Source organism: Crossiella sp. S99.2 (assembly GCF_023094165.1).
Lineage (GTDB): Bacteria > Actinomycetota > Actinomycetes > Mycobacteriales > Pseudonocardiaceae > Crossiella.
Genome location: NZ_JALMDK010000010.1, coordinates 261361 through 276610 on the forward strand (window position 1 = coordinate 261361; position 15250 = coordinate 276610).

15 protein-coding genes are annotated in these 15250 nt (G+C 71.6%); 7 read left to right on the plus strand and 8 right to left on the minus strand.

Annotated features, from left to right (window positions below):
- Positions 1-70: 70 nt before the first annotated feature.
- Entirely contained in the window at positions 71-1204 is a 1134-nt protein-coding gene (locus tag MZC64_RS33830) for a hypothetical protein (RefSeq protein ID WP_247763625.1), read from the plus strand.
- On the opposite strand, the gene MZC64_RS33835 is transcribed toward MZC64_RS33830, so the two are convergent.
- Genes MZC64_RS33835 through MZC64_RS33845 form a run of 3 tightly spaced genes read right to left on the minus strand, consistent with a single transcriptional unit; the run spans position 1197 to position 4054 of the window.
- Complete coding sequence (locus tag MZC64_RS33835) at positions 1197-2258, minus strand: copper resistance D family protein (RefSeq protein WP_247763626.1); 1062 nt, start codon at positions 2256-2258, stop codon at positions 1197-1199. The genes MZC64_RS33830 and MZC64_RS33835 overlap by 8 nt on opposite strands.
- Positions 2259-2269: 11 nt before the next feature.
- The gene (locus tag MZC64_RS33840; RefSeq protein ID WP_247763627.1) at positions 2270-3190 is read right to left on the minus strand and encodes an alpha/beta hydrolase; all 921 of its coding nucleotides are present in this window, start codon (positions 3188-3190) and stop codon (positions 2270-2272) included.
- 9 nt (positions 3191-3199) lie between these two features.
- A complete protein-coding gene (locus MZC64_RS33845; protein ID WP_247763628.1) occupies positions 3200-4054 on the minus strand; it encodes a DUF4436 family protein in 855 nt (284 codons plus the stop codon).
- 187 nt (positions 4055-4241) lie between these two features.
- Here MZC64_RS33845 and MZC64_RS33850 point away from each other — a divergent pair, with 187 nt between their 5' ends.
- On the plus strand, positions 4242-5834 hold the full coding sequence (locus MZC64_RS33850) for an NAD(P)/FAD-dependent oxidoreductase (protein WP_247763629.1): 1593 nt from the start codon (positions 4242-4244) through the stop codon (positions 5832-5834).
- 66 nt (positions 5835-5900) lie between these two features.
- Here the strand turns inward: MZC64_RS33850 and MZC64_RS33855 are convergent, their stop codons facing one another.
- Entirely contained in the window at positions 5901-6161 is a 261-nt protein-coding gene (locus MZC64_RS33855; protein ID WP_247763630.1) for a hypothetical protein, read from the minus strand.
- 325 nt (positions 6162-6486) lie between these two features.
- Entirely contained in the window at positions 6487-7944 is a 1458-nt protein-coding gene (locus MZC64_RS33860; RefSeq protein WP_247763631.1) for an aldehyde dehydrogenase family protein, read from the minus strand.
- 54 nt (positions 7945-7998) lie between these two features.
- Between MZC64_RS33860 and MZC64_RS33865 the strand changes: the two genes are divergently transcribed.
- The 4 genes from MZC64_RS33865 (at position 7999) to MZC64_RS33880 (ending at position 11503) form a co-directional block, all read left to right on the plus strand.
- Positions 7999-8454: a MarR family transcriptional regulator gene (locus tag MZC64_RS33865; protein WP_247763632.1), complete on the plus strand. Its 456-nt coding sequence runs from the start codon at positions 7999-8001 to the stop codon at positions 8452-8454.
- A 119-nt stretch (positions 8455-8573) separates the two neighbouring features.
- Positions 8574-10025, plus strand: coding sequence for a helix-turn-helix domain-containing protein (locus MZC64_RS33870; RefSeq protein ID WP_247763633.1), 1452 nt, complete (start codon positions 8574-8576; stop codon positions 10023-10025).
- A 78-nt stretch (positions 10026-10103) separates the two neighbouring features.
- Entirely contained in the window at positions 10104-10736 is a 633-nt protein-coding gene (gene ribA / locus MZC64_RS33875) for a GTP cyclohydrolase II (RefSeq protein ID WP_247763634.1), read from the plus strand.
- Positions 10733-11503, plus strand: a complete 771-nt coding sequence (locus tag MZC64_RS33880) for a dioxygenase (protein ID WP_247763635.1) — start codon at positions 10733-10735, stop codon at positions 11501-11503. Before ribA ends, MZC64_RS33880 begins: the two co-directional genes overlap by 4 nt.
- Here MZC64_RS33880 and MZC64_RS33885 read toward each other — a convergent pair.
- A complete protein-coding gene (locus tag MZC64_RS33885) occupies positions 11500-12345 on the minus strand; it encodes an alpha/beta fold hydrolase (protein ID WP_247763636.1) in 846 nt (281 codons plus the stop codon). The genes MZC64_RS33880 and MZC64_RS33885 overlap by 4 nt on opposite strands.
- 436 nt (positions 12346-12781) lie before the next feature.
- Complete coding sequence (locus MZC64_RS33890; protein WP_247763637.1) at positions 12782-13222, minus strand: MarR family winged helix-turn-helix transcriptional regulator; 441 nt, start codon at positions 13220-13222, stop codon at positions 12782-12784.
- Between the two features lie 76 nt (positions 13223-13298).
- Here MZC64_RS33890 and MZC64_RS33895 point away from each other — a divergent pair, with 76 nt between their 5' ends.
- Complete coding sequence (locus MZC64_RS33895) at positions 13299-13715, plus strand: nuclear transport factor 2 family protein (RefSeq protein ID WP_247763638.1); 417 nt, start codon at positions 13299-13301, stop codon at positions 13713-13715.
- Here the strand turns inward: MZC64_RS33895 and MZC64_RS33900 are convergent.
- Entirely contained in the window at positions 13707-15245 is a 1539-nt protein-coding gene (locus MZC64_RS33900) for an AbgT family transporter (protein ID WP_247763639.1), read from the minus strand. The genes MZC64_RS33895 and MZC64_RS33900 overlap by 9 nt on opposite strands.
- Positions 15246-15250 lie beyond the last annotated feature (5 nt).

Consider the following 15250-nt stretch of genomic DNA (forward strand, 5'->3'; position numbering starts at 1 on the left):
AGTCCGACACGAGTGTCGAAATTGCCGCTTTTTCCGCACGAACGGCGGGTTGAGGTGCATCATCCGGAGAATGAGCACGGGGGCAAGAAGCCGACTGGCCGATCTGGCGGAGCGCTACTGGACCAGAGGGGCTCCGGGCCGGGAGACCCCGCCGGAGCTGCTGACCGGTCTGTTCCGGCTGTGGCTGGTCGCGTTGTTCCTCAAGGTCCTCGGCGCGTCCTGGGATGTGTCCTGGCACTTCAAGTGGCTGCGTGACGATCTCGCCCCGCCGCACCTGATCAACATCACCGGCAACGCGATCGTGGTCGCCCTGGTGCTCTTCCACGGCTACACCGGCTACGGCACCGACCGGCTCGGCCTGCGGCTGATGCAGTGGGGCGCGGGCATTTTCTTCACCGCGGTGCCCCTGGACCTGATCAACCACCGGGTCAACGGCCTGGACATCACCTCCTGGAGCGTCTCGCACGCGCTGCTCTACCTGGGCACCGCGGTGATGATCGCCGGCGCGATCCGGGCCTGGTGGGTCAACGCCCCGGAGAACCGGGCCCGCCCGGTGGTGCTCGGCCTGCTGTGGCTGTTCTTCCTGGAGAACGTGTGGTTCCCCAACCAGCACCAGGAGTACGGGGTGCTCTCGGTGGCGGCCTGGGACCGCGGTTCGCCTTATGCCGAGCCGATCCTGCTGCAGTTCGCCGCCGACCAGATCGGCAAGTCGAGCGTGGACCGGGACTCCCTGGTCGCCTTCTCGCTGCCGGTGCCGGACTGGGTGTACCCGGTGTGGGCCTGCACCGCGGCACTGCTGGTGCTGGCCATGGCCAGGGCGATGGTCGGCCGCCGGTGGACCGCGACGCTGATCGCGGCCGGGTACGTGGGTTTCCGCGCGGTGCTGTGGCCGCTGCTGGCCGGGATCGACTTCCCGCCCTCGGCGGTGCCGTTCTTCTTCGTGCTGGCCGCGCTCGGCGTGGACCTGGCCTTCCTGCTGCCGGTGCCGGAGTGGGCGCGGGCCCCGATCGGTTCGGTGCTGGCCATCGGCCTGGGCTACGGCGCGGTCGCGTTGCAGGGCTTCGCGCTGGTCGCGCCGCCGGTGGACTACGGCTCGGCGGTGCCTGCCGCGATCTTGCTCGCCGCGAGCTGGTCGGCGGTGGTGTGGCTGCATCAGCGCCGGGGCTGGCATGTGCTGCCCGGCGCGCAACCCCTGGCTAGCTGATCACCGGGGCCCTGGTGAGCACCACCGCGATCCCGTAGGCCAGGCCCATCACGCTGACCTCCAGGGTCGCCCAGCCGAACAGCGCGGTGCGTTCCCGGCGGGCGATCCGGGGCAGCAACCGGAACCTGATGTGCGCGCCGAGTCCGGCCAGCACCACCAGGAACACCGTCTTGGCCACGATGAGCTGCCCGTAGACGCTGGTGACCAGCGCGCCGGGCAGGCCGCCGCCGGGGGTGAGCTGGAGTTCGACCAGGCCGTTGAACAGCCCGGTCGCGCCGACCAGGAACAGCGCCACGGTGGCCAGTGTGGAGAACTTCGGCAGCGCGCGGGCCAGGAGTTCGCCGTGGCCGAGCAGCAGGGTGGCGATCACCGCGAGTCCGCCGGTCCAGATCGCCGCGCCCATCACGTGCAGCTCCATCGAGACCATGCTGACGTCGTGCCACTTCCAGTTGGAGGCGTGCCCGGTCAGCGGCAGCAGCAGGATGCCGAACACCGCGACGAAGATCCGCAACTCGGCGGGCACCGCCTCGCCGTGCCGCACCGCGAACCGCCCGATCAGCACGCAGGCCAGTGCGCATCCCGCGCTGACCAGCAGGCCCTTGCCCGCCCCGACCAGCATGACGTAGTCGTAGACCAGCCCTGGGGTGGGCGCGGCGCCGGGGGAGAGGTCGGTGGCCTGCAACACCACTGAGGCCAGCGCGCACACCAGCCACGCCGTCGCGGTCCACACGGTGAACCGGCGGGCCGCGGACAGCACGCCGTCGGTGTGTTCGGGGTCGTCGATGCCGACCAGCTTGGGCAGCAGGCTCAGTCCGACGGTGGCCACCGCGGCGATATCCAGGAGCACCCGCACCACCGGCAACCCGAAGGTGACCAGTGCCCACGGCGTCGGCAGGCCGGGCACCTCGACCAGCGGCACCAGCGCCGTCCCGGCCAGCGCCGCCGCGATTCCGGCGACGACCAGGCACAACGCCAGCACCGTACGGGCCAGTACGGGCGAGACCTCCGGCGCCTCGGCCCGCTCCCCATCCACACCCAGGCTCACATCCGGCATCCTGCCATCCGTTACCGGCGGGTACGCAGCCAGTGGACGACCGTGTCGACATAACGCCGGGACGAGGGCAGCAGCCGGGTCAGATAACTGGAGCCGTGGATGTGCCCAGGCAGGTCGAACCAGTCCACCGCGACCCCGGCCGCGCGCAGCCGCTCGACGTAGGCTGTGCCGCTGCCGCGCAGGGTGTCGTACTCGCAGGTGAGCACCAGGGTCGGCGGCAGTCCGGCGAGGTCGGCGGCCAGTCCGGGGGAGGCATAGTCGGCCAGGGCGTGCTCGCCGCCGCCGGTGTAGAGGTCGGCGGCTTCCCGTAGGTACACAGTGGACAGTCCGACCCCGGTGTCCGCCGCGGTGCGCAACGTGGTGTCCAGGAACGGGATCTCCAGCACCTGGGAGAGGGGCAACGGCGTGCCGCGATCCCGCGCCATCAGCGTGGCCGCGGCGGCCAGTCCCGCCCCCGCCGACACCCCGCCAATCGACACCCGCTCGGGGTCGGCGCCCAGTTCGGCGGCGTGTTCCCGGGTCCACTGGAAGGCTGCGTACACGTCCTCGGCCGGGGTCGGGTACGGGTGTTCGGGCGCGAGCCGGTAGGCCACCGAGACGATCACACACCTCGCGTGTGCGCAGTACCAGCGGCACAACGGGTCGGTGTCCTCGATCGAGCCCATCCAGAACGCCCCGCCGTGCGCGAACACGTGCGCCGGGAACGGCCCGGTGCCGGGCGGCAGGTAGATCCGCAGCAGGATCTCGCCGCCGGGCACCGGGATCCGCCGGGCGAGCAGCCGGGCGGGCCGCGGCGGCCGGGCCATCAGCCGGTGGATCACCCGGTAGGACCGCGCGTCCCAGTCCCGGTAGTCCTCCAGGGAGGTCATCGCCGGCATCCGCACCCGCTGTGCCAGCCACAGTCCCAGCCGGACAACAGGATGCAACGCCACCGGGCGATCCTAGGTCTTCTGTTTCAGCCGGATGCCCTTGACCACCACCAGCACCAGCGCCAGGGTGATCACCGCCTCGGCCCAGAAGAACGCGCAGTAGTCGATCATCGACCCGATCGGCGGCAGCCCGGGGGCGGCGTTGCGGAAGCCGACCAGCGCGAACAGGGTGGCCGCCATCCAGCCCAGCGCGGGCCACACCAGCCCGAGCTTGCGCCGGACGATGTGCAACGCCCCGGCCAGCACCGACAACGCCAGCGCCCACATCACGATCACCTGGAACCAGGCCAGGATGAAGGTGCTGCGCGACCGTTTGACCAGCAGATCGGCCCGCGCCTCCCCGTCCGTGGCGTCCCCACCGGTGACCCTGGACAGGAAGAACGGGTCGTGGTCGGCGTAGCTCATCGTGGTGGCCACGTGCTCGCCGCCGGTGGTGACCTCGAAGTACAGCTGGGTCCGGTAGCGGTCGAACGGGAAGTCGGAGACCACCCCGTCGTCCAGGGGCACCCGCAGTTCCTTGGCCGAGATCCGCTCACCCGCCCGGAACCGCAACGGCACCGCCGCCACTGACGAGCTGTCCACCACGAGATCCTTGGCCGAGGCCCGGTCATCGCCACGGTCCCTGGCCGCCCCGTGCGGGGTGACCAGCACCTGCAGCACCAGTTCCCGGGCGGGCGCGTCCACCCGCTGCACGACAACGCTGAGATCGATCCGGTCGGCCTGGCTGGTGTCGCCGAGTTCGTAGAAGCCTTCCCGGGTGTCGCGTTCGTGGTAGTAGGCGAGGATGCCCACGGTGACCGCGAGCAGCACCCCGAGGGGCGCGAGGAAGTAGGTCCACTTGCGCCGTTTGGCGGTCGCGACGCTCACGGCGGCCAGATTAGGGCACGGCGTCACAGATGGCGGGCGGGCACGCCGACGCCCGGCGGCCCCGGGCCCACATCGCCCCCCCGACTCCTCTCCCCCCGACGCCCCCGCCGCCAACCCCGCCCCCGGCGCCCCGACGGCGTGGCCGCGAGTGGGCTACCGTCGGACCGGGCGGGGAAAGGGGTTCGGCATGACGGTGCCCGAGGTGGACGCGATCGTCATCGGCTCCGGCCCGAACGGCCTGGTCGCGGCGAACCTGCTGGCCGACGCGGGCTGGGACGTGCTGGTCCTGGAGGCCGAGGACACCCCGGGCGGCTCGGTGCGCACCGCCGAGATCACCGCCCCCGGCTTCCACAACGACCTGTTCTCCTCCTGCTACCCCTTCGGCGTCGCCTCCCCGATCCTGGCCGGCCTGGACCTGGCCCGGCACGGCCTGCGCTGGCAGCACGCGCCACACCCGCTCGCGCACGTCCTGCCCGACCAGCGCGGCGTCCGCCTCGGCGCCACCCCCGCCGACACCGCCGCCTCGGTCAGCGCTTTCGCCGCGGCCGACGGCGACGCCTGGCTGGCCGAATACGAGCTGTGGCAACGGGTCCGGGACAGCCTCCTGGACGCGATCCTGCGCCCCTTCCCGCCGGTCCGCCCGGCCATCGCGCTGGGCCGGGCCCTGGGCGCGGCCGACGGCCTGCGGTTCGCCCGCCTCGGCCTGTCCTCGGTGCGCGGCTTCACCGGCGAGCGGTTCGCGGGCGAGGGCGCGCGAGTTCTGTTCGCGGGCAACGCGATGCACACCGACCTCAGCCCCGACGGCGCGGGCAGCGCGGTGTTCGGCTGGCTGCTGAGCATGCTGGCCCAGGAGGTCGGCTTCCCGGTCCCGGCCGGCGGCGCGGGCGCGCTGACCACGGCCCTGGTGGCCCGGCTGGCCGAACGCGGCGGCGGAGTCCACTGTGGACGGAAGGTGGCCAGGGTGCTGACCGCCAGGGGGATCGCGGTCGGCGTCGAGGACGTGACCGGCGAACGTTTCCGCGCCCGCAAGGCGGTGCTCGCCGACGTGCACCCGATCCCGCTCTACCGCGACCTGGTCGGGGTGGACCGGCTACCCGCCCGGCTGGTGCGGGACCTGTCCCACTTCACCTTCGACGACGCCACCGTCAAGATCAACTGGGCGCTGTCCGGCCCGATCCCCTGGCTGACCCCGGAGGCCCACGGCGCCGCGGTGGTGCACCTGGGCGCGGACCTCAACGGCATCAGCCGCTTCGCCACCGATCTGGCCTGTGGCACCGAACCCGTGCACCCGTTCGTCCTCTTGGGACAGATGAGCACCGCCGACCCGAGTCGTTCCCCGGCGGGCACCGAAGCGGTCTGGGCCTACTTCCACGTGCCCCGCGGCCTGGACTGGACCCCGGATCGCCTGCACCGCTACACCGATCTGGCCGAATCCCTGCTGGAACGGCACGCGCCGGGTTTCCGCTCGATGATCCTGGGCCGCGCGGTGCAGTCCCCGCCCGACCTCCAGGGCCGCAACCCCAGCCTGGTCGAGGGCGGCGTCAACGCGGGCACCGCGGCCCTGAGCCAGCAACTGGTGTTCCGCCCGCTGCCCGGCCTGGGCCGGGCGGACACCCCGATCGACCGCCTGTACCTGGCAGGCGCCGGCGCCCACCCCGGCGGCGCGGTGCACGGCGGTCCCGGCGCGAACGCGGCCCGCGCGGCCTTGGCCCGCAACGGAATCGCCGGTGACGTGTACGCCACGATGATCGGCGGCCTGCACCGGATGATCTACCACTGACCACCACCTCGACCCGGTGCACGCCGAAGCCCCGCCGGGCGGGGCGGGGCTTCGACGGTCAGTGACTCAGAGGTCGATGTCGATCCGGATGCCCAGCAGGGTGCCGTGCACGCCCTCGGACAGGCTGATGGCCAGGTCGTTGTCGTTGAGGTCCAGCGTCAGCGGGCTCAGGTCGACGTTGGCGCCGACCGGGGACAGGCTCGCCGAGACCGAGGGGCCGCCGTCGTGGCTGTCCCGCTCGGCGGCCAGGGCGGTGCCCGCACCCGCTCCGAACAGTCCGGCGACGACAAGTCCGGTGGCGGCGACCTGGGCGAGACGACGACGCATGAGCTTTCTCCTATCGACGTTCCTGCACTGCTGCGGCGGAATCCGAACACGCCACCCGGACCACGGCAAGAGTTGATCATCCGATCCGGGCAACCCCCCGCCCAAGCGGGTGACCCCGCCCAGCGCCCCGCGAACAGCGATGCCACAGTGTCCGCCCCAAGATCACCAACCCCGGCTGCCCCCACCCCACCCCGACCCCGGCTACCCCCGCACGTCGAGTTGGCCCAAGTTGTACGCGTAGTTGGCCCAAGTGGGCGTACCACTTTGGCCAACTCGACGGCCCTGCTGGCTGTCCGCCGGGGCGTCGGGTCGGCGGCCGGGCGGGTTAGATCGGGTAGTTGCTGTGTTGGGGGCCCAGGGTGATCCAGCGGGTGGTGGTGAAGGCGTCCACGCCCCAGCGGCCGCCGAACTTGCCGTAGCCGCTCTGGCCCACGCCGCCGAAGGGGGCCTGGGGTTCGTCGGCCACGGACTGGTCGCCGATGTGCGCGATGCCGGTGTGCAGCTGGCGGGCGATGGTCAGGCCGCGGCCCTGGTGGGTGGTCAGGATGCCGGTGCTCAGGCCGTAGTCGGTGCTGTTGGCCAGCGCGATGGCCTCCTCGTCGGTGTCGAAGGTGAGCACGGTGCAGACCGGGCCGAAGACCTCCTCGTGGTGGATGCGCATGTCGGGGGTGATGTCGGAGAGCACAGTGGCGGGGTAGCTCGCGCCCTCGGCCGGGCCGCCGCCGGTGTGCAGGGTGGCGCCCGCGGCGACCGTTTCGGCGACCAGGGCGGCTACCCGGTCGGCCGAGTTGGCGCTGATCAGCGGGCCGAGAGTGGTGTTCGGGTCGGTGGGGGAGCCGCGATGCAGGGTGGCGGCGCGGGCGGTGAGTCTGGCGGTGAACTCCTCGGCGACCTTGCGCTGCACCAGGACCCGGTCCGCGGACATGCAGATCTGGCCGGTGTTGGCGAAGGCGCCGAAGTTGACCGCGGCGGCGGCGTGGTCCAGGTCGGCGTCGTCGAGCACCAGCACCGAGTTCTTGCCGCCCAGCTCCAGGATCGCGGGCTTGAGGTGCTCGGCGGCGGCGATGCCGATCAGGCGGCCGACGCCGGTGGAGCCGGTGAAGTTGACCAGGCGGACCCTGGGGTCGGCGATCAGGGCGCGGGCGATCTCGGCGGCGTCCTCCCGGGCGTTGCTGATCACGTTGAGCACGCCGGGCGGCAGACCGGCCTGGTGCAGCAGGTCGGCCAGGAAGTAGCCGGCCGCGATGGGGGCGTCCTCGGTCGGTTTGAGCACCACCGTGTTGCCGACCGCCAGCGGCACCGCGATCGACCGGATGCCCAGGATCACCGGGGCGTTCCACGGCGAGAACGCGGCCACCACTCCGGCCGGTTCGCGCACGGCCAGGGAGAGCTGACCGCCGAACTCCGTGGTCAGCACCTCGCCCACCGGCTGGGTGGCCGCGGCGGCGGCCTCGCGCAGGATCTGGCTGGCCAGGTCGACGTTGAACAGGCCCCAGCCTCGGGTGCCGCCGGTCTCGGCGGCGATCAGCTCGACCACCTCCTCGGCGCGCTGCTCCAGTAAGTCGGCGGCCTTGAGCAGGACCGCGCGCCGCTCACTTGGCCGGGCCGCCGCCCAGGCCGGGAACGCCGCCTGGGCGGCCTCGGTGGCCAGGGTGACATCGGCCAGGCTCGCCGCGGCCACCTCGGCGAACACCTCGCCGGTCCAGGGGGAGTGGTCGGGGGTGGTGCGCTGGTTCGTGGCGGGGCGGTCGGCGCCGTTGATCAGGAGCTGGCGAGTGCGCACGGGATCTCCTCTGGTGAGGTTCAAGTTTGAACTAAGGGGGTAGGGTGGGGAGTTGTGGACGAACCGCGTTGGCTGGACGGGTCGGAGCTGACCGCGTGGCAGGACTTCCTGACCGCGGGCGCCCTGCTGAACCGCCTGGTGGAGCAGCAACTCAGGGAGAACGGGCTGTCGCATCCGCAGTACGAGGTGCTGGTGCGCCTGTCCGAGGCCGGTGGCGAGCTGCGGATGACCGAGCTGGCCGAGGCCGCGGTCACCTCCAAGAGCGGGCTGAGTTATCAGGTGGCGCAGCTGGAGAAGCTGGGTCTGGTGACCAGGCGGAGCTGCCCGACCGATGTGCGTGGCGTGCTCGCCGAACTCACCTCGGCGGGCTGGGCCCGGCTGCGCGCCGCCGCGCCAGGGCACGCCGCGCTGGTGCGGGCGGCCTTCGTGGACGGGCTGGACCCCGAGCGATTCCGTGGACTGGCCGCCGGGCTGGCGGCGCTGGCTGATCGGTTGCGTTCGCATGAATGAAGGATGGGCACAGGCCCTCCGGGTGTTCGCATAGCGAAGTTTTGTTCGTTCTGAGTGCGGTGCAGTCTGGCGGGGCGCAAGCTGAGCCGTCAACAGCCATCGGCGAGAAGGGACGGACCGTGCCGGAGAACGGGCCATTGGCACGCGGACTCGCGGTGCTGCGCGCGATCGGCGCGCACCAGGGAACCAGGCTGCGCCGGGCCGACCTGGTCCGGCTGACCGGGCTGCCGCGGTCCACCGTCGACCGGATCGCGACCACCCTGCTGCACCTGGGCCTGCTGCGTGCCGAAGGCCCCGACCTGCTGCCCACGCCCCGGTTACTGATCTTCGGCAACGCCTACCTGGCCGGCTCCGGCCTGGTCGAGCCGTTGCGACCACTGCTGGCCAGCCTCTCCGCCGACCTGGACGAATCGGTGTCACTGGCCGTGCCCGACGTCGGCGGCGCGCGGCTGGTGGCCCAGTCCGCGCGGCGGCGGGCGATGTACCTCGCCTTCCACGTCGGCGGTCTGCTGCCGGCCGACCGGTCCGCGGCGGGCGTGGTGCTGGCCGCGGGCTGGGAGGCCGAGCAGTACCACGAGTGGTCGCAGGCCAGGGCCGCGGACCCGCTCGACCACGGCTATCCCGCGGTGCCGCCGCTGCGGGAGGAGCCCTTCGACCGGCTGCGCCAGTTCCACCTGCGGGTGCACCGGGCCTGGAAGGCGGGCTGGTGCCTGGACGAGGAGTGGGTGGAACCCGGGCTGCTCGCGCTGGCGGTGCCGGTGCGCGGGCGCGGTCAGCTGGGCGCGGTCAGCGTGCTCAGCCACACCAGCAGGCACACCCCGGACAGCCTCCTGGCCACCGTGCTGCCGCCGTTGCGGGCGGCGGTGCGGGAGATGGAGGCCGTGCTCGCCCAGCCGGAGCCGCCGGTCGAACTGCCCACCGCCGCGGTGCCCTCGGCGAAGAACGAGCTGGGCATGGAGTTCCTGGCGGCGCTGTCCCGCGGCCTGGCCGTGCTCGCCGCCTTCCGCGTCGGCGGGCTGACCGTGGCCGGTGCCGCCAGGATCGCCGGGCTGACCAGGGCCACCGCCCGGCGCGCGCTGCTGACCCTGCACGAGCACGGCTACGCCACCGAGGACGAGGGTGTGTACCGGCTGCTGCCCGCGGTGCTCGACCTGGGCTACGCCAAGCTGTCCGCGCTCACCCAGCCCGAGGTGGTGCAGCCGCGGATCGCCCAGCTGGCCGCGGCGGCCGGCGCGCCGGTGGCCGCGTTGCTGCTGGATGGTCCCGACCTGCGCTGCGTCGCGATGGTGGGCACCGGGCGGGTGGTCCGGCTGGATCTGGCCGTGGGCTCGCGGCTGCCCGCCGAGGGCTCCGAGCTGGGACAGGCCCTGCGCGGCGGGGAGTGGGACCGGCTGGACACCGAGTTACCCGGCGGGCTGCGCTGCCTGGCCGTGCCGGTGCGCGGGGCGGCGCCGCTCGCGCTGACCCTGTTCCCCGGCGTGGGCGCGGCCCGGCCGGAGCTGCTGACGCGGATGCTGCGGGAGACCGCGCGCTACGTCGAGGCGGAACTCGCCCTGGTCGAGGGCTGCTGAAAAACTAGTTGTTCAAATTTGAAATGGAGCGTAGGGTCCAAGATAGTTAGAGTTTGAACCACCTGCTCGGAGGTTCCCATGGCACAGCCCCGGCCCCAGGCCACGGTACGCACCAGGGTGCGGATCCCGTTGCGCTTCGGCGACGGCTTCTCGGTGACCGCGACCGCGGTGACCTTCCGCGGCCTCGTCGACGGCCTGGAGCACCTGGCGCTGGTCTTCGGCGACCCGGCCCGCACGCCGGATCCGTTGGTGCGCCTGCATTCGGAGTGCCTGACCGGCGATGTGTTCGGTTCGGCCCGCTGCGACTGCGGACCGCAGCTGCGCGAGGCGGTCGAGCGGATCGAGGCACGCGGCGGCGTGCTGCTCTACCTGCGCCAGGAGGGCCGCGGCATCGGCCTGTACAACAAGCTGGACGCCTACGCGCTGCAGGAGGCGGGCCTGGACACCTACGCGGCCAACACCGCGCTGGGCCTGCCCGAGGACGACCGGGACTACACCCCGGCCGCGCAGATGCTGCACGCGCTCGGCCTGGGTGAGGTGGATCTGTTGTCCAACAACCCGGACAAGGCCGGCCAGCTGCGCGCGCTGGGCGTGCGGATCCGGCACACCGCGCCCACCGGCGTGTTCGCCACCGAGACCAACCTGCGCTACCTGCGGGCCAAGGTCGACCACACCGGGCACACCATCGCCCTGCACGGATTGGCGGTATGACCGCGATGAGAATGCCCGCGCTTTACCTCTCGCACGGCGCGCCGATGCTCGCCGACGATCCACAATGGACGAAGGAACTGGCCGACTGGTCGGCGAACCTGCCGCGCCCCAAGGCGATCTTGATGGTCTCCGCGCACTGGGAGGAGGCCCCGCTCGCGCTGGGCGCCACCACCACGGTGCCGCTGGTCTATGACTTCACCGGCTTTGAGCAGCGTTTCTACCAGGTGACCTACCCGGCGCCGGGCGCGCCGGAACTCGCCGAGCAGGTCACCAAGTTGTTGCGCGGCCCCGCAACCCCGGTGCAGCAGGTGCCGGACCGGGGCCTGGACCACGGCGCGTACGTGCCGCTGGTGGAGATGTACCCGGACGCGGACATCCCGGTGCTGCAGATGTCCCTGCCCGCGCTGGACCCGCGGCGGTTGCTCGAAGTGGGCCGGAAACTCGCGCCACTGCGGGAGGAGGGTGTGCTGATCGTCGGCAGCGGGTTCTTCACGCACAACCTGCGCGCGATGACCACCGGGGTGCCGCAGTCGGTGATGACCGAGTTCGACGACTGGGGCGCTCAGGCGCTGGCCACGGCGGACTTGGACGCGTTGCTGGACTTCGAGCACAAGGCCCCGGCCGCCCGGCTGGCCCACCCGCGCACCGAGCACTTCGCCCCGCTGTTCGTCACCCTGGGCGCGGGTCTGGACGAACTGGCGGGACAGCGCACGGTGATCGATGGGTTCTGGTTCGGGCTGGCCAAACGATCAACCCAACTCGGTTAGGCGGTGGTGAGGAACGGGATCACGGTGGCGCGGAAGGCTTCCGGGTTGTCCAGCCACGGGATGTGCGCGACCACTTGCAGTTCGACGTGGGTGGCGTCGCGGAACAGCGGGACCATCGACTCGACCACCTTGGGCCGCGGTCCGGTGTCCAGACTGCCGGAGATCAACAGCACCGGGGCGGTCAGCCGGGCGAGTCCGGCGCGGGTGGCGTCCGGGTCGAACGCGCCCTCGCCCGGGTAGGCGGCGGCCGCCTCGTTGTTACGGTGGCTGTCGCAGTACTCGGCGTCGGCCTGGCTGTCCGCGTTCCAGTGCCGGTAGGAGAACGGCTGGAGTGAGGCCCACAGCTCCGGGCTCGCCTCGCCCGCGCGGATCTTGTCCAGGGCGGCGATGGCCTCGGGGTACCAGGGTTCGCCGGTGCGCAGCGCGATGGCCTCGTCCCGGTCGGACTGCGGGAACTCGATGCCGACCGCGCGGGCCCGTCCGTTGAGCAGCACCAGCGCGGAGATCCGCTCCGGGTACGCGCCCGCGTAGGACAGGGCGAGGTCGCCGCCAGCGGAGTGCGCGAGCACGTCGATCCGCTCCAGACCGAGGTGCACGCGCAGCGCCTCGACGTCGGCGACCTGGTGATCGCAGCGGTAGCTGGCGAGGTCGGCCGGGATGGCGGACTCGCCGGTGCCGCGCAGGTCCAGGCGGATCAGGGTGCGGTGCGCGGTCAGGCCGGCCAGATCGCCGAGGTAGCCCGAGGCGACCATCGGGCCGCCGGGCAGACAGATCAGCGGCGCGCCGGTGCCCTCGACGTGGTAGGCGAGCTTGGTGCCGTCGGGAGCGAGGAAGGTTGGCATGATCGGCAGGGTAATCGCTGGTGGGGCCGGTGGTGGGGGTTTTGGCCGGGGTAGTGGAGCGGCTGCGGCGACCAGGGGTTGGCGCGGGTGTTGCGGCGGGCCGGTGGCCGGGGACCTGCACCGGTTTAGGCTGTTGCGAGCCGGTGACCTGCGGTTGGTGAGATGGTGCGGGGCTGAAGGCAACCTTTTCGGCTCGAAAAGCGTTCCGCAGAGGAAGCGGCGGGCGGGGCGGGGAAGACGCGGGCCGGGATGGCGTGGGCCGGGATGACGCGAGCTGGATTGACCGGTGATTGGGATTGACCGGTGATCGGAGTGGCGCGGGCCGGGGTGGCGCAGACCGGAGCGACCGGTGATTAGGGTGGCGCGCGCGGGGGTTGGCGGGGCGGGGCGGTTGATGTGGTGGGCTGGTGCGGGGTGGTCGTTGATCGCCGGGGTGTCAGTCCTGGGTGTGGTGGGCGAGCAGCCGGGTCAGCAGGTCGACCAGTTGGGTGCGTTCGGCCTCGGACAAGGGCGCGGTGAGTTGGGCCTGCGCGGTGTCCAGGGTGGTGTCCAGGCGGCGTAGCTGGGCTTCGCCCGCCGCGGTGAGGTGGATGATGTTGCGGCGGCCGTCGGCCGGGTCCGGGGTGCGTTCGGCGTGGCCCTGGGCGACGAGTTCGTTGAGGGTGCCGACCACGTCGCTGCGGTCCATGTTGCCGCGGCGGCCCAGTTCGGCCTGACTGGCCGGGCCGAACTCGTGCAGGGTGGCCAGCAGGCGGTACTGGTAGCCGCGGGCGCCCGCCGCGGTGAACGCCTCGGTGACCAGTCGCCGGGCGTGCGTGGCGGTCTGGGTCAGCAGGTAGCTGGGGCGGCTGCTCAGCCGGTGCGGGGCCTCGGACATGGGCGCAGCCTAGCAGGATCGTTGGTGTCACCAACGTTCTGTGTTAGCGTTGGTCTCACCAACGAAATGAGGGATCATGAACGAGCTGGGGAAGTTGTTGGACCGCAACGAGATCGCCGATCTGCTGACCCGGCTGGGGCGCTGGCTGGACGGACAGGGTGGCGATCCGGCGGCGATCTACGACGAGGATGTGCTGGTGCGGAGTCCGCGCGGGGAGTTCCGCGGGCTGACGCGGGTGGTCGAGTTCGTCCAGGGCTCGGACCAGGGGGAGCGGTGCCAGCACTTCTTCACCGACGTGCTGATCGAGGTGGCCGGGGATGAGGCGGTGGTGCACGCCAACCAGGTGGCGCACTTCTACCAGCCGGGTCAGCCGCCGCACCGCGGCTCCGGCCTGCGCGTCGGTTACACGGCGGCGCGCAGGCCGGCGGGGTGGCGGCTGACCACCTCGGAGATCCGGCTGGAGTGGATCATCGGCGAGTTGCCGTCAGCGTGACGGCGCGCCCGGTCCCCACGGGATGCCCAGGCCCCACCAGGCCAGGAACAGCAGCGTCCAGCTCAGGGTCATCGCCACCGCCAGCGGCAGGGTGTACGAGGCCAGGGTGCCGATGCCCGCGTTCTTGCGGTACCGCTGCATGAACCCGAGCGCCATGATGAAGTACGGGCTCATCGGGGTGATCGCGGTGGACCCGGAGTCGGCGATGCGGAACAACGCCTGGGTGGTCTCCGGGGAGATGTGCACCAGCATCAGCATCGGCACCAGCACCGGGGCCGCGATCGACCACATCGCCGAGCCGCTGGTGACCATCACGTTGACCAGGGTCAGCAGCACCAGCACCAGCAGGAAGATCACCGGGATGGGCAGTCCGCTGTTCCGGAAGACCTCGGCCGCGTTCACCGCGAGCACATCACCGAGTTTGGTCCACTCGAAGTAGGCCAGGAACTGGGCGATGGCGAAGAACAGCACCAGCACCGGGGCCATCTGCTTGATGCCCTCGACCATCAGCTTGGGCACGTCGCCCGCCTTGCGGATGGTCCCGGCGGTGACGCCGTAGACGATGCCGACCACGCCGAACAACAGCGCGACCACCGCGGCGATGCCGTCCAGCAGCGGCGAGTCGATGATGCTGCCGCCCTTGCCCCGCAACGGGGACCAGCTCGGCAGGGTGATGGCGGCCAGCACGCCCAGGGAGAGCACCAGGGTGGCCAGGGACCAGCGCAGGGCCAGGCGTTCCCGTTGGGCGACAACCAGATCGCCGATGTCGGTCAGGTCGGCGTCCGGATCGGGGTCCAGGTCGGTGCGCTTGTTCAGCACCAGCTTGGTGACCAGGGTGATCACCAGGGCCAGCAGCAGGGAGGAGGCGATGTTGAAGAACCAGTTGCTCAGCGGGGAAACGGTGATCTCCGGGCTGATCAGCCGGGCCGCCGCGGTGGTGATGCCGGCGAAGATCGCGTCGTTGGGGGTGGGCACCGGGCTGGCGTCATAACCGGAGGCGATGGAGGTGTAGGCCACCACGATGCCCAGGATCGGCGATTTGCCGACCGCGCGGAAAGCCAGGCCGCCCAACGGGACCAGGATGATGTAGGCGGCCGCGGAGGCCACGTGCGACACGGTGCCGGCGAAGGCGACCGCGAAGACCACCCAGGAGGCGGGCACCCTGGACACGCCGACCTTCATCAACGTGCCCAGGAATCCGCTGCGTTCGGCCACCGCCACACCCATGATCACCACCACGATGGTGGCCATCGGCGGGAACTTGGCGAAGTTCTCCACCATGGTGGACAGCGCCATGGCCAGGCCGTCGCCGCTGAACAGGTTCCGCACGGTGACGGTCTTGCCGTTGCTGGGCGAGACCACGGACACGCCGAACCCGGCCAGCACCGCGCTGATCACGCCCAGCAGCAAGGACAACAGCCAGAACAACCAGAACGGGTGCGGCAGCGCGTTGCCCGCGCGTTCGATCACGGCCAGCAGGCGGAGCACCCTGGGCAGCTTGGGTGTCTCGGTGGCAGGGGAGTTGGTCATGTCGG